We start from the raw sequence: 14,352 nt of genomic DNA on the forward strand, positions 1-14,352 counted from the left end.
CCAACTGCTCCACCCCGCAATATATTTTTGAACAAAATTGCTTTTTTCTTTTGAAAAAACAAGATTATGATCCTTCCGAATTGGAGTACAAAGATATATTTTGTTTCTTTGTAATCCTAATAAAATTTAGAAAAATGTCACACAAAGCAGGATTCGTAAGTATCATCGGAAAGCCAAATGCTGGTAAGTCCACCCTAATGAACGCTTTAGTGGGTGAAAAAATGTCTATCATTACACCCAAAGCGCAAACGACAAGACACCGCATTATCGGTATTGTAAACGATGAAGACCACCAAATTGTGTTTTCGGACACCCCTGGTGTTATCAAACCAAACTATTCTTTGCAAGAATCAATGATGAATTTTGTCCAAGGATCGTTGATCGATGCAGACATTATTTTATTTGTGACAGATATCCACGAAAAATACGATGAGAACGATGTCCTGGAGAAATTGCGTAAAACAAATTCCCCTGTTGCCGTGCTTATCAACAAAATTGATAAATCTTCGGAAGAAGAGGTCAAGGCTAAGATTGAATTTTGGCAGGAAAAATTAAATCCAGATACCGTTTTTGCGATTTCAGCAAAATTAAATCATAATGTCGCCGCCGTGATGCACTACATCAAGGACAAGTTACCGATTCACGAAGCCTATTATGAGAAAGATGAGCTAACGGATAAATCCATGCGTTTCTTCGTCTCTGAGATGATCCGTGAAAAAGTATTCAAACTATACGATAAGGAAATCCCCTACAGTACAGAGGTAATCGTCACATCATACAAAGAAGAAGCAAATATCACACGTATTGCTGCCGAAATTATTGTAGAGCGCGACTCTCAAAAAAATATTATCATCGGAAAAGCAGGTGCCATGATCAAAAAAGTCGGTACCTATGCCCGCCAGGATATTGAAGAGTTTATCGATGGAAAAGTATTCCTCGAACTTTTTGTTAAGGTGATTCCTGACTGGAGAAGTAAAAAGAACTACCTTAAACGTTTTGGTTACGATGATTAATTCGCTTTGAAAAGTTCGTACGGAGACCTTTTTTACAGACCTCTACTGCACGAACTATTCTTCTTTTAAATTTTTACGTTGCAAAATATTCACGAAGTGCTTTAATCTGTTTCAGATTAAGCACTTTTTTTAGTTCTTCATCGGAGGCTTCCTTCACTTTTTTTACCGATTTAAACTCAGTTAACACTTTCTCAACCGTTGTTTTTCCAATACCCGGAACATTTTCCAGCTCTGAAACGAAGGTTTTGCGGCTCCGTTGATTTCTGTGGAAGGTGATTCCGAAACGGTGTGCTTCATCCCGGAGATGTTGAATGACCTTGAGGGTTTCAGACTTCTTATCCAGATAAAGTGGATATTGATCACCCGGATAGAATAGCTCCTCCAGTCTTTTGGCAATGCCGATGACCGTGACTTTCCGTTCTATCCCCAACAAGCGCAGACTCTTTAAGGCTGCGCCCAGCTGCCCCTTTCCCCCATCGATAATGATCAATTGCGGCAAAGGCTGATCTTCATCCAATAATCGCCTATAGCGTCTAAAAACAGCCTCCTCCATCGTGGCAAAATCATTGGGACCCTCCACGGTTTTCACATTAAAGTGGCGGTAATCTTTCTTCGAAGGTTTTGCATCCTTAAAGACAACAATAGCCGATACGGGATAATTCCCCTGAATATTCGAGTTATCGAAACATTCAATATGTTGCGGGAGCACATTCATGCGCAGATCTTTTTGCATCTGCTTTAAGATGCGCTCCGTCCGAATATCCGGATTAAGCTTTTCATATTGCAACAGACGCTCTTTTCTAAAAAATGCCACGTTCTTTTGGGAAAGTTCCAGCAATTTTTTCTTTTCGCCCAACTTCGGAATCGTAAATCGAATCCGTTCGTTCTCTTCAATATCCAATTCAAAAGGTACGATAATTTCCCGCGAGAGGCTTTTGAAGCGCTCCCGAATCTCCGGTATCGCCAAGGCCAAAAGCTCCTGTTCACTCTCGTCCAAACGCCTTTTCATTTCGAGGGTCTGTGTCTGAATAATAACACCATTCATGACTTTCAGGTAATTGACAAAAGCGTAACCCTCGTCTGAAGCAATACTAAATACATCCACATTGGTAATGGATGAGTTGACCACCGTCGACTTGCTCTGGTAGTTGTCCAGCTTATCCAACTTGGCCTTCATTAACTGTGCCCTTTCAAAATCCAAAGCCGCTGCTGCTGTACCAATACTTTCCTTTAAACGATTGGTCACCACAGCAATCTTTCCGTTCAGAATATCCTTGATATCACTCAGGTTCTGATCGTAGTCGTCTTCGGACTGATACCCTTCGCAGGGCCCCTTACAATTTCCAATTTGATATTCAAGACAGATCTTAAACTTGCCTTTCCGTATGTTTTCCTGTGTGAGAGCCAAATTGCAGGTACGGAGGGGAAATAGTTCACGGATCAGATCCAATACAATATGCATCATCCCCACCGAAGGATAGGGGCCATAATAACGAGACCCATCCTTGATATATTGTCTGGTCCAAAAAACCCGCGGAAAAGGTTCGTTCTTGATGACAATCCATGGATAGGTTTTATCATCCTTCAACAGAACATTATACTTGGGCTTGTGTTTCTTGATTAATGAATTCTCAAGCAACCAAGCATCAATCTCTGTATCAACTATAGTAAAAGATATACGGTTGATCTTGCGAACCAAAACACGGGTTTTGCCATTCAGCTGATTTTCATTCACGAAATACGAACCGACCCGATTACGCAGATCCTTCGCTTTACCGATATAGATCAGCTCACTATTTTTATCAAAATACTGATAGACTCCCGGTCGATGTGGTATCTTTTTTAATTCTTCTCTATAATCAAATACGTCCATTACGTTCCAATATCAAACATGTTCAGCAAAAAGGCCAGACAACAAATCTCGAAAAAATTTATTATCTGGCCCAATGGTATTCGTCAAAATAACTTAGAAACCTAAGCGATCATCTTTTAGTTTAGTTGCATCTTTACCGCTTGAATCCGTAGATCCATCTTCGACATCAGAGCCACCACCGCCCCAATACTGATTACAGTCAATGACACGGGTAAGCCCACCCTGCGGTTGCTCAAAATCGCCCTTGGTATACTTCAGATTTGAATCTTTATATACTTTCTGCATATAGTACGCAAATACAGGCATCGCTGCTGCGGCCCCCTGTCCGTACTCCATCCTGTCGAAACTAATACCTCGATCTTCTGCACCGGTCCAAACCCCTGTAACCAGTTCCGGTGTGATACCAATAAACCAGGCATCTGAGTTATCGTTGGTTGTACCTGTTTTACCACCAATTGGATTGGTGAGCTTATACATCCATTGAATACGTCTCGCCGTACCTTGGGATACCACTTTTTTCAACATATCAACAATAATATAAGCAGATTCACTATTTAAGGCTTTTACGACCTTTGGTGCTTTATCGTAGATCGGTGTACCATTTTTATCTTCAATACGTAAGATCGCAGTTGGCTCAATCCAGGTTCCTTGATTCACAAATGCCGAATAAGCACCCACCATATCAAAGACCGACGCTTCATAAGCACCTAATGAGATCGAAGGATAATTAGGCACATCACTTGTTATACCCATCCGTTTAGTCAATGCGGCCACTTCTGCAGCACCAACTTCGTGTACCAAATAGGCCGTCGCATAGTTTTGCGAATAAGCCAATGCCTTCGCTAAAGTAATCGGGTTCCCACCTTGTGCATTTCCTCTTGGCGTCCACCCATTATAGGTTTGTTGGTAATTGGGAATACTGTAACATGGTGAATAACCGTTGTCAATCGCCACCGCGTACGTAAATGGTTTCGCCGTCGATCCGACCTGACGTGTACCCATTTTTACCTGATCATATTTGAAGTGGTCAAAATCAATACCACCAACCCAAGCTTTGATGTGTCCGGTCTTCGGCTCCATAGACATCATCGCATTGCGCAACATGAGTTTATTGTACTTAATGGAATCCATTGGCGTCATCATCGTATCAACACTTCCCTTCCACGTAAAAATATTCATCGGAACCTTTACATTGAAAGCCTTTTTGATTGCGTCTTCATTCAAGCCCTCTTCTTTCAAAATACGGTAACGGTCAGAGCGCTTCATTCCACTCATGAGCAGTTTGGCTTTGTCGCCTTTAAAAGGATCCCTATTTTTCCATTGTGCGGAAAATTTAGACTGCAATTGCTTCATCCATTCTTTTTGCGAATCCTCTGCATATTGCTGCATCGACATATTGATCGTCGTATAGATTTTCAATCCATCACGATCGAGGTCATACGGCGTACCATCTGGTTTGGTGATGGACAATTTTGCAAATTCTTTTTTGATTTCATCCTTTAATACCGCTCTAAAATAGGGTGCCAAACCTTCACCGTAATTTGCAATCTTCAGTTCTAAACCAAGTGGTTTCTCCTTCGCTTTGGTAGCTTCCTCTGCCGAAATAAAATTAGCGGCAACCATATTGTTCAATACTGTATTACGGCGCGTACGTGATTTTTCGGGGTACCGCACAGGAGAATATGCTCCCGGGCCTTTAAGCATTCCTACCAAAAGGGCTGCTTGTTCCGCCGTCAGTTTATCCGGAGTCGTATTGAAATAAGTCCGCGCAGCGGATTTGATTCCGTAGGTATTATAAGCACCAAAGTCTACCGTATTAAAATACATGGTAATAATCTCATCTTTGGTATAATTTCTTTCCAAACGAACAGCGGTAATCCATTCCTGAAATTTTTGGATGACACGCTTTAGAAAATTCTTTTGCCGTCCATCCGAAAATAGATTCAGAGCAAGCTGCTGTGTAATGGTACTTCCCCCCTGTTTGTTACCGGTCAAGGTGTGAAAGATAACTGTAAATGTCCGTGAGTAGTCTATCCCGGAGTGATCATAAAAGCGTTTATCCTCTGTAGAAACCAATGCTTTGATCAAATAAGGTGACAATTCACTATACTTTACATTGGAACGGTTTTGGACATAATACGTTCCCAATACCTTATGATCTTCCGTGATAACTTCAGACGCTAAATTACTTTTGGGGTTTTCCAAATCACTGAAGGAGGGTAATTTTCCAAATAGGCCAAGACGTATACTCAATATAAAGAGAAAACCTATCGCGACAATCCCGACGATAATTTTCCAAAAATTGAACGTATACCGCTTGACATCAGCCTCAGTAAGTTGATTTTTTTTTGATACTCGTTTCATCTATTTACTAAATTTCAGACGTAAATATTATTCATTGTAAAGACCGCAATGCAGAGACCATTTTTCCAACCGCAGTTGCATTTTGCAAACTTGGATAGGGCATCATTTTGATCTTTAAAGACTTCAATTAAGACATTAATGCACACTCTATCAGATAGTGTGCCAAGAATCCCTACTTTGGCAAAGGTATTACTAATTGGGCCAAAAGCAAGAATTTAAACGTGAAAATATTGTGGCGAACTACGCGCGTTCAATCAAGCAAACCGCATAGGCAACCACCCCTTCCTGACGACCGATAAATCCCATTGTTTCATTTGTTGTTGCTTTAATAGAGATGTCATCGATATCCAAACCCGTTGCTTCAGCCAGTTTAACCTTCATTTGTGGAATGTAGGGTTTTATCTTAGGAGCTTCCAGGCACAGCATCGCATCAATATTGCCAAGCGTATATCCCTTCGCAGCAATCAGCGCCATACATTCTTTTAATAACAATAAACTGCTAATGCCTTTCCAGCGCATATCTGTATTTGGGAAGTGGTAGCCAATATCTTCCAAATTGGCGGCGCCTAAAATGGCATCACATATCGCATGAACCAATACATCGGCATCAGAATGCCCAAAGGCTCCAGCATGATGCTCCAGTTGCACTCCACCAACAATAAACGGATGACCTTCTTTCATCTGATGGACATCAAATCCAAATCCTACCTTAATTTTCATTACACGAATTATAGCTATGCTGTCTGTTCACATCCTTAAGATATGCCCAAACACGCGGTTTATATACACTAAATCGGCCAATGTATGCTATTTGATAAGCTAGCATAGGTATAGATCAAAACCGATTCATCTTCGCTGAGATTCCCTGGTATGAACATCTAAAATCATTGACAGATTACTGCGAAGATAGCAATTCGCAGCTATATTTATTGCTACAAAAGGTTTCTGGCAGGTAGCGCAACGAAAATCATTGAAATAACGGTTCGACCAGAAGAAAAAGAGTCGCATAAAAAAAGGCTATCCTTGAGAATAGCCTTTTTCTATATTATTGTCTGTTTGTTTTTCGAAACGCTTCGAAAGGTAAAGCTTAAGCTTCTACTTCTTCTGGCGCAAACTGATCATATACTTCTCCAAAAGCATCGTAGTCCTGATCGCCATTAGGCTCAAAAACCTGAATATCTTTTGATCGAGCAAAATCAACTATTTCCGTGTTGACATTTTCGTCAGCGACAACCACCATATCGGTAAAATGCAAAGCACCTTTGTAGATCGCCTCATAACTACCATCGCCGTACACCTGCGCATCCGCAGCCTTAAAGGAGCCCTCGGGCGCCATTTCAGCATACTTTGTACCTAATGTACCTTTAAATTCTTCATTGAACAAAGAGTACATCACTTTTGCATCCTTGAATGTAGGATCGTCTTTATACGTTGTCTTCACGTAAGCCGGTACCAAAGCAGAGAACCATCCATGACAGTGTACTACATCAGGGGACCAACCTAATTTCTTCACAGTTTCCAATGCTCCTTTACAGAAGAACACCGAACGCTCATTATTGTCTGCAAAGAATTCGCCATGCTCATCACTAAAAACTTTTTTACGCTGAAAGTAGTCTTCATTATCCAAGAAATACACCTGCATACGGGCCGCAGGTAATGAAGCAACTTTAATAATTAGCGGATTATCATTATTATCCACAACAATGTTCAAGCCTGAAAGACGAATAACCTCATGTAATCTATTTCGACGTTCATTGATATTCCCAAAACGCGGCATTAAGATCCGGATCTCAAAACCCTTTTCTTGCATCGCTTGCGGAAGTTGACGTGTAATTTCAGAAATTTTAGTTAATTCGAGGAAAGGCGACATCTCGTGAGTAATAAACAATATCTTCGTTTTTGCCATCTCCAGTTATTTTTATTTATTATTTTCGAACAGTAAAATCGGTCTACAAAGGTACGAAAAAAATACTTACTATGCAATTTACTATTAATCATCGTTTTATATTCCCAAAATATTATGCAACTTTGCCAACAAAAACTAAATAGCAAAGTGGAAATTTTCAAAACGAAAGCATCTCTCCAAGCATACCTGCAACAAGCCCGATCAACAGGTCAAAAAATCGCTCTAATCCCTACGATGGGCGCTTTACATGAAGGACATTTATCCCTATTAAATTATGCAAAACCAATCAGCGATATTCGTGTTTGCAGCATTTTTGTTAACCCCACACAATTTAACGATCCGAAAGATCTCGAAAAATATCCAAGGCCCATCGAAAACGACATTAGATTACTGGAATCCGTCGATTGCGAAATTCTCTTTTTACCAAGTGTCGATGAAATGTATCCCGATAAAAATGAAGCCTGGCATCTTGACCTTGGCGAACTGGATCAGATTTGGGAAGGTGAAAAACGCCCCGGGCATTTCCAAGGTGTCACCCAGGTGGTCTATAAATTATTTACCTTAGTACAACCGGATATTGCTTGTTTCGGGCAAAAAGATTTTCAACAGGTCATGGTCATCAAACGCATGATAGCCATGAAGGATCTCGCGATTCAATTGGCGATATGTCCTATCATTCGAGATCAAGACGGCCTAGCACTGAGCTCTAGAAACGCGCGCTTAAGCGACGCTGGAAAAAGAACCGCTTTGGCACTCTCCCGCTCCCTGCAATATGTAAAAGATCATATACATGACGCTATCCCGCTAGCGGAAATAAAAGACAAAGCCTTGCAGATTTTAACAGACACCGAAGGACTAACCGTTGAATATTTTGCCCTATGTGAGAGTTCGACCTTAAAAGAAGTCAATCACATCGATTTCAGTAAGCAGCATGTCGCACTTGTCGCTGCCTGGGTTGAAGGTGTTCGTTTGATTGATAATATGATTCTGAATAATTTGTCAAATTAATTGACAAATCTTTCAAATTCAGTAGAAAGCCCTACCTTTGCGCCATGGTAATAGAAGTAATGAAATCCAAGATTCACCGCGTTAAAGTCACACAAGCGGAATTAAATTATGTGGGTAGTATCACGATAGATGAAGATTTGATGGATGCCGCAAATATCATCGCTAACGAGAAAGTTCAAATCGTAAACAACAATAATGGAGCCCGTCTTGAAACATACGTCATCCCAGGGCAACGTGGATCAGGCATTATCTGTTTGAATGGTGCTGCGGCTCGCCTGGTTCAGGTCGGCGACATCGTCATCATCATTTCCTACGCAAACATGGATTTTGAGGAAGCTAAGAAGTTTAAACCTTCCGTTGTATTTCCAGACGACAACAATCATCTGATTAAATAGTCAGGAAGCAAGTTAAGCTTAGCACATAGAAACTTTATAATTTTTTAATGAGTGGATCACGAATACTCACAAAATAAAATCGTATTTTTGAAGCGTTACCCTAAAAAGTAACGCTTTTTTATGTACCGAAAAACAACGAAATCCCCACGTCAGCTTATCGCATTTTGCCAATTGGTATTAATGTCGCTGATTATTATTTCGGGTGTTGTTTTTATGCACAAAGAGGTAAAATCAACCGGTGAGATTGTCATGCACACCCACCCTTATGATTTTACCAAGAAACAAAAGCCGCAAGAAACAGATGACCAAATCGAATACCTCAATGTCATCTATCACAATACCTACGTACAAACTGAATTTACCGTCCTTGAGCTTCCTATTCCGCGTGAAGTAAAAGATGAACGCTATCATTTATTTTGTCCGGAAGCATTCACCACAACCGTCGATCATTACCACTTACGTGGTCCCCCCAGCTTAGCATAAATCAAAAATCAAAGATTTCGAAGGTCTGAAGTCCAGGGTGGCCAAACTCGTGTTGTGCAAAAAACAATATGTTAGCCATGCGCTCAATTGATTGGTCCAGTTGCTATGGAATGTAGTACCTATCGATAAGTATCTTTTGATACCATCTTTTCGTTGCCTCCTTTTCGAGCATTGTCTTTTCACAATGGCGAAAACGTTTGCTGAATAACCTTGGCGGGAGTTCAGTACGTTGCCTGGTATAAAGCACCTTACTAAAAAACAAGCCATTCGCCTGTTTTCGAGAAGTTCACAATACCTCGAACGCCATTTATGCAATAGGAATAGACCTCGCTATACGAGGCTTAAATGTTTTAAATTTTTATCAAATTACGATGCTAAAGCAATACACATTATTGGCCACATTACTGGCTGGTACATCCACTATATACGCCCAGTCAAAACTTGAAGGCTACTTGTTCAATAAAAATCATGAAGCGGTTCCTTCCGGTACCCTGACCTTAAAAAACAGCAAGCTCGCGACAACATCCGATGCCGATGGCTACTTTAAGCTGTCTGCAATATCAACGCAAAAAGTAACCTTGAATATATCTGCAGTGGGCTATCGTTCCTTCAGCAAAGTCATCTCTTTAGACACGTTGAAGGCACCATTGCAAATCCAACTGGAGGAAGACAACCTCAATTTGGATGAGGTTGTGGTTTCAGCTACACGCTATGGCGTAAAACGTAAGGACGCTCCTGTGGTGGTCAATGTCATTGGTCCCAAATTATTTAATGCGACACAATCTGTCGCTATGTCGGAAACATTGAATTATCAACCGGGTGTACGGGTAGAAAACAATTGCCAGAATTGCGGTTTTTCACAAGTCCGGCTTAATGGTCTCGAGGGCCCCTATTCACAAATATTGATCAATAGTAGGGCGGTATTTTCCGCACTAAATAGCGTATACGGTTTGGATCAGATTCCAACCAGTATGATCGATCGTATTGAGGTTGTGCGTAGCGGCGGTTCGGCTTTATTTGGTGCCAATGCCATTGCAGGGACCATCAATATTATTACAAAAGATCCGGTAGAGAACGACTGGCAGGTCAAATCCACCAACTCACTTATTGGTGGCAAAAGCTGGGATAATACCGTTGATTTTAATACCTCAACCGTTTCGGAAGACCTCAAAAGAGGAGCCACATTCTACGGCATGCACCGTAATCGGGAAGCTTACGATGCGAATGGTGATGGTTTTTCGGAAATAACCAAACTTCGTAACACCACTTTCGGCACAAAATTATTTTACAAGCCGAGTGACCTGGATAAGATAACGGTTGACTTTAGCACCGTGAACGAGTTCCGCCGCGGTGGTGATCAACTCGATAAAGTACCCCATCTGACGCAAATCACCGAGCAATTGGAAACCAGTTCGCTTGTTGGCGGAATCACCTACGATCATTATTCCACCGATTATAAGCAAAAAATGTCCCTGTATGGCTCTGTACAGAAAACTGTTCGCGACAGCTACTATGGCGGTCTTGGAGGCGGAACAACACTTGCCGACAGCACATTAGCCGCAAATGCCTATGGAAAAACAAATGATATCGCGCTGGTTGCCGGGGGACAATATACCTACAACTTTGAAAGAGATGTATTTACTGCCGGAGTGGAGTTTTCATACAACGATACCCAGGATGAAATACCGGGGTATAAACGAACCATCGATCAGCAGAATAAAGGACTAGGCAGTTATGCCCAATACGAATGGAAACCTTTAAGTAATTTTAAAACGTTAATTGGAGCGCGATATGATTATACCTATGTAGACGGTAAATATAGTCTTGCAGGTATAAATAGGAACTCAGATCAGCGCTTCGGCACCTTTAGTCCACGGTTGACCATCTTATACGATATCACAAAAGACCTCCAATTTAGAGGGGGTTATGCACGTGGCTTCCGTGCGCCACAGGCATTTAATGAGGACATGCATGTCACTTCCATTGGCGGAAACCAAGTCTTTGTATTGATCGGTGAAAATCTGAAAACAGAATACTCCAATGCGTATACAGGTTCTTTTAGCTACAATAAAAATTTCGGAAATGTACAAACCAGTTTGCTCGTGGAGGGATTTTACACGGATCTAAATAATCAGTTTGTCAACGTCATGGCGTCTGAAAAAGACGGATTGATTATCCAGGAAATGCAAAATGGTGAAGGGGCCCGGGTGTATGGTTCTAATATTGAAATCAATATCGCGCCATCCTCCTGGTTTTCTATCCAAACCGGCGGGACGATCCAGCGCTCACGTTACAAGAAAGACCAAATCATCTATACAGGAAAAGAAGATGGGCAGGATATCCTCACCAAAAAATATGTCCGTACGCCCAACATTTATGGTTATTTGAATAGCAACCTGAAAGCAACCAAACAATTTGCGATCGATCTGACTGGAGTATATACGGGAAAAATGATTGTTCCACACATTCAAAATGATGTGATGACCCTCAAAAATGCCCGGGACTTTGTGGAATTAAATCTCCGCTTAGGCTACACCTTTCCAATACATAAGGATTTCAGCATCGAAATTTTTGGTGGAGTACAAAACATGTTCAATGCTTTTCAGAAGGACTTCGACAAGGGAGCGCTACGTGATTCAGACTATATCTATGGTCCAACACGCCCCCGTACTTACACGTTTGGACTTCGTGTTGGTCATTTTCATTAACATAAATTTGGGATATGAAGCATTTCCAAAAAATATATGTGCTCTTAATCCTATTCTTTTATCCGCTCTGCCACTATGGACAGGAGCGGATAAATTGGATTGATTTTGCGCAATTGGATTCACTCCTGGCCGTTTCACCACGCGAAACACTGCTCTTTATTCATACAGATTGGTGCAGCTACTGCCGAAAAATGGAACAGGAAATCTTTACAAAAAAAGAGATTGTCCAATTAATCAACAAGCGCTACTATGCGGTGAAGCTCGACGCAGAATCTATCGATGAGATTGCTTTTGATCGAAGCATATGGAAGCCCTTAAGCAAAAGAAAAAAAACAGGACAATTCCATCCTTTAGCTTTGCAATTGCTACAAGGGAGAAAAATGATTTTCCCAACTCTCCTACGTTTTGATAGTGAATTTCGGCTAAAAAACATACGACAAAAATACCTGAATTCAAAGGAGTTAGCTGTTTTTTTAGAATAATTTAACATTTACGTGTAGCGAACTCCATTATTCCTGCGTTTTGGATTTTATAATTAATACACACTTTAAGAAATTATGAAAAATATCACGAAATTATTAATGGCGTTTTTGTGTCTGGGAGTTCTATTTACGGCTTGTAATAAAGATAATTTTGATTGGGATGCCTATTACAAACAACAAGAAGAAGCGGTAAAAAAAGAAAAAGCAAGACAAGACTCGCTATACAAAATTCAAGCTCCAATTTTGGAAGCTTACGCAAGGCAAAAATGGGGTAACGATGCTATGCGTTCAGACTCTTCGCTTTCAAAAGGAATGTGGTACAAAATTGAATATGCCAAAGAGACCGCTACACCGTATACCTATGGTATCACGTTAACAAATAGTGGTGCTGCGATTACACCATTTGCTGCAACATTTAACTTTAAAGGAGAGCTCATGGACGGAACTGTTTTCGACAAAAGCGCTACAGGAACGCCGGCAAATTACACCAATATCTACAATGCATTCAGTATCTATAATGTTGCATGGATGAGAGCATTTACACCTCCTACTATTAAACAAGATGGAAGAGATTACTATCCACACGGTTTACTTCCAAAAGGATTACAAAAGGGAGATAAAATAACTTTTATTGCCCCCTCATATTATACGTTTGATCAAACTGAATATACCAAAGGCAGTGAGAAGGTGACAGTACCTAAAAATACACCTGTCGTATATACGATTGAATTGTTGACTATTGGAGCTGCTACTTCCAACTAAGAAACATAAACAATGCATTCATCAAAGCCATTTTCCTCGTGAGAATGGCTTTTTTGTAAGCAACCACCGCCGTAGTCCACGATCAGAAGTGTAAATTACTGTATCAAAATGTTAATTCTTACAGTGAAAACTTCTAACGAAGAAAAAATAATATACATTTGCAAAGCTACTTTTATAAAGAAAATAGCTTTTCCTTGAAAAACCAATAAAAAAATACAATGAAAAAACTGTTATCACCACTATTCATGGGAATTGCAGCAATCGCTTTCCTTATTGTAAGCTGTAACAAAAGTGACGATGCACCTGTTTATGATGCGAATGCACAATTTAAAACGGATTCTGTAACACTTAAAAATTACGTTAGCCAAAATTATCCTGCTGCACAATACAATAGCGAAACAGGAATTTGGTATGAAATTCTTGCCGAAGGAACCGGAAATTATGAATATAAAGTGGTTGACACATTAAATGGTAAATACTTAAAATTTAAACCGACTGTAAAATATGTTGGAAAGTTATTGAGTGGAAGTGTATTTGATAAAACTGATACGGCCAAAGAATTTGAAATCATCACAAACACGGGGTATCAATATCCATTTTATAGCACCATTATTCCTGCTTGGACCTTCGCATTTGCACCACAAAAAATCGGTGACATGAAATTGGGCGGCTTAACCGAAAAAGGTCTACAAAAAGGCAGTAAAATTCACATCATGGCACCTTCCCTTTATGGATACCAAAACCAGGCTGTCGGAACTATTCTGGCAAACTCACCATTGGATTTTGTCATTGAAGTTACAGATATCAAATAATTATCGCCCCTTCTGAAGCAATAAAGCATAAAAGCTCCTAAAATGAGATCATTTTAGGAGCTTTTTAGTTCAAAGAGGTTTTCAACATAAACCTTCACAGCATCATTGCCTCATATCGACCCCTCTCTACAGGGAAATATGCTCCCACAATCTCTTCAAACTAAGAAATAAGGATTGATCTGTTTATTGGACGATAGTTTTAGTGTTTCCAAAATTATCCAAAAACTCAAAAGTAAGATCGATATTAATACTGATATATCTTGATACCTACTTATACCTAATAATAATTTTTAATCAATTTTTAAACAGTGATCAGTCACTAGTAATTCAGTGCTCACTGAGCAATCACTGAACAAGCACTGAACGATCACTGAATAAGCACTGTCTAAAGAGTTAATTTCGTCACTATCTAATTCTAATTTTTCTGTAGAAAAAATGAAAGAGAAAAAAGAAAGGCGCTATACTTAAGTAACAAAAGGATCGCTGCTGTGCGGTAATGGTATGATCCGAAAACAACACTTTAAATTAATTAAACCAAGGAGGAAA

Annotated in this window: 12 protein-coding genes; 8 read left to right on the forward strand and 4 right to left on the reverse strand. The window is 40.2% G+C overall.

The window, feature by feature from the left end:
* Nucleotides 1-134 precede the first annotated feature (134 nt).
* Nucleotides 135-1,013 (forward strand): GTPase Era, encoded by an 879-nt coding sequence (gene era / locus B3P16_RS12720; RefSeq protein ID WP_070570335.1) that lies wholly within the window; start codon nt 135-137, stop codon nt 1,011-1,013.
* 73 nt (nt 1,014-1,086) lie between these two features.
* On the opposite strand, the gene uvrC is transcribed toward era, so the two are convergent.
* From uvrC to B3P16_RS12740, 4 genes are all read right to left on the reverse strand, one after another.
* Nucleotides 1,087-2,886, reverse strand: coding sequence for an excinuclease ABC subunit UvrC (uvrC, locus tag B3P16_RS12725; RefSeq protein WP_115046553.1), 1,800 nt, complete (start codon nt 2,884-2,886; stop codon nt 1,087-1,089).
* A gap of 93 nt (nt 2,887-2,979) precedes the next feature.
* Nucleotides 2,980-5,250 (reverse strand): penicillin-binding protein 1A, encoded by a 2,271-nt coding sequence (locus tag B3P16_RS12730; protein WP_286843175.1) that lies wholly within the window; start codon nt 5,248-5,250, stop codon nt 2,980-2,982.
* A 240-nt stretch (nt 5,251-5,490) separates the two neighbouring features.
* The gene (gene ispF, locus B3P16_RS12735; protein WP_070570337.1) at nt 5,491-5,970 is read right to left on the reverse strand and encodes a 2-C-methyl-D-erythritol 2,4-cyclodiphosphate synthase; all 480 of its coding nucleotides are present in this window, start codon (nt 5,968-5,970) and stop codon (nt 5,491-5,493) included.
* A 367-nt stretch (nt 5,971-6,337) separates the two neighbouring features.
* On the reverse strand, nt 6,338-7,156 hold the full coding sequence (locus tag B3P16_RS12740) for a glycogen/starch synthase (RefSeq protein WP_070570107.1): 819 nt from the start codon (nt 7,154-7,156) through the stop codon (nt 6,338-6,340).
* Between the two features lie 147 nt (nt 7,157-7,303).
* On the opposite strand from B3P16_RS12740, the gene panC reads away from it, so the two are divergent.
* The 7 genes from panC to B3P16_RS12775 all read left to right on the forward strand — a co-directional run bounded on the left by panC (nt 7,304) and on the right by B3P16_RS12775 (nt 13,806).
* Nucleotides 7,304-8,164 (forward strand): pantoate--beta-alanine ligase, encoded by an 861-nt coding sequence (gene panC, locus B3P16_RS12745; RefSeq protein WP_286843176.1) that lies wholly within the window; start codon nt 7,304-7,306, stop codon nt 8,162-8,164.
* A 44-nt stretch (nt 8,165-8,208) separates the two neighbouring features.
* Entirely contained in the window at nt 8,209-8,559 is a 351-nt protein-coding gene (gene panD, locus B3P16_RS12750; RefSeq protein ID WP_115046550.1) for an aspartate 1-decarboxylase, read from the forward strand.
* A gap of 120 nt (nt 8,560-8,679) precedes the next feature.
* The gene (locus B3P16_RS12755) at nt 8,680-9,042 is read left to right on the forward strand and encodes a hypothetical protein (RefSeq protein WP_286843178.1); all 363 of its coding nucleotides are present in this window, start codon (nt 8,680-8,682) and stop codon (nt 9,040-9,042) included.
* A 371-nt stretch (nt 9,043-9,413) separates the two neighbouring features.
* A complete protein-coding gene (locus tag B3P16_RS12760) occupies nt 9,414-11,750 on the forward strand; it encodes a TonB-dependent receptor (RefSeq protein ID WP_115046546.1) in 2,337 nt (778 codons plus the stop codon).
* 14 nt (nt 11,751-11,764) lie between these two features.
* Nucleotides 11,765-12,232, forward strand: a complete 468-nt coding sequence (locus tag B3P16_RS12765; protein WP_286843179.1) for a thioredoxin family protein — start codon at nt 11,765-11,767, stop codon at nt 12,230-12,232.
* 75 nt (nt 12,233-12,307) lie between these two features.
* A complete protein-coding gene (locus B3P16_RS12770; protein ID WP_046672036.1) occupies nt 12,308-12,994 on the forward strand; it encodes an FKBP-type peptidyl-prolyl cis-trans isomerase in 687 nt (228 codons plus the stop codon).
* A gap of 218 nt (nt 12,995-13,212) precedes the next feature.
* Nucleotides 13,213-13,806, forward strand: a complete 594-nt coding sequence (locus B3P16_RS12775; RefSeq protein WP_286843180.1) for an FKBP-type peptidyl-prolyl cis-trans isomerase — start codon at nt 13,213-13,215, stop codon at nt 13,804-13,806.
* Nucleotides 13,807-14,352 lie beyond the last annotated feature (546 nt).

This window comes from Sphingobacterium sp. UBA7631, assembly GCF_002483935.1.
GTDB classification, from domain to species: Bacteria; Bacteroidota; Bacteroidia; order Sphingobacteriales; family Sphingobacteriaceae; genus Sphingobacterium; species Sphingobacterium multivorum.

Coding starts and splice junctions, on each gene's coding strand:
- ispF (WP_070570337.1), bottom strand. CDS start 5,970: ATGAAAATTAAGGTAGGATTTGGATTTGATGTCCATCAGATGAAAGAA.
- uvrC (WP_115046553.1), bottom strand. CDS start 2,886: ATGGACGTATTTGATTATAGAGAAGAATTAAAAAAGATACCACATCGA.
- B3P16_RS12740 (WP_070570107.1), bottom strand. CDS start 7,156: ATGGCAAAAACGAAGATATTGTTTATTACTCACGAGATGTCGCCTTTC.
- B3P16_RS12760 (WP_115046546.1), top strand. CDS start 9,414: ATGCTAAAGCAATACACATTATTGGCCACATTACTGGCTGGTACATCC.
- B3P16_RS12730 (WP_286843175.1), bottom strand. CDS start 5,250: ATGAAACGAGTATCAAAAAAAAATCAACTTACTGAGGCTGATGTCAAG.
- era (WP_070570335.1), top strand. CDS start 135: ATGTCACACAAAGCAGGATTCGTAAGTATCATCGGAAAGCCAAATGCT.
- B3P16_RS12775 (WP_286843180.1), top strand. CDS start 13,213: ATGAAAAAACTGTTATCACCACTATTCATGGGAATTGCAGCAATCGCT.
- B3P16_RS12770 (WP_046672036.1), top strand. CDS start 12,308: ATGAAAAATATCACGAAATTATTAATGGCGTTTTTGTGTCTGGGAGTT.
- B3P16_RS12765 (WP_286843179.1), top strand. CDS start 11,765: ATGAAGCATTTCCAAAAAATATATGTGCTCTTAATCCTATTCTTTTAT.
- panD (WP_115046550.1), top strand. CDS start 8,209: ATGGTAATAGAAGTAATGAAATCCAAGATTCACCGCGTTAAAGTCACA.
- B3P16_RS12755 (WP_286843178.1), top strand. CDS start 8,680: ATGTACCGAAAAACAACGAAATCCCCACGTCAGCTTATCGCATTTTGC.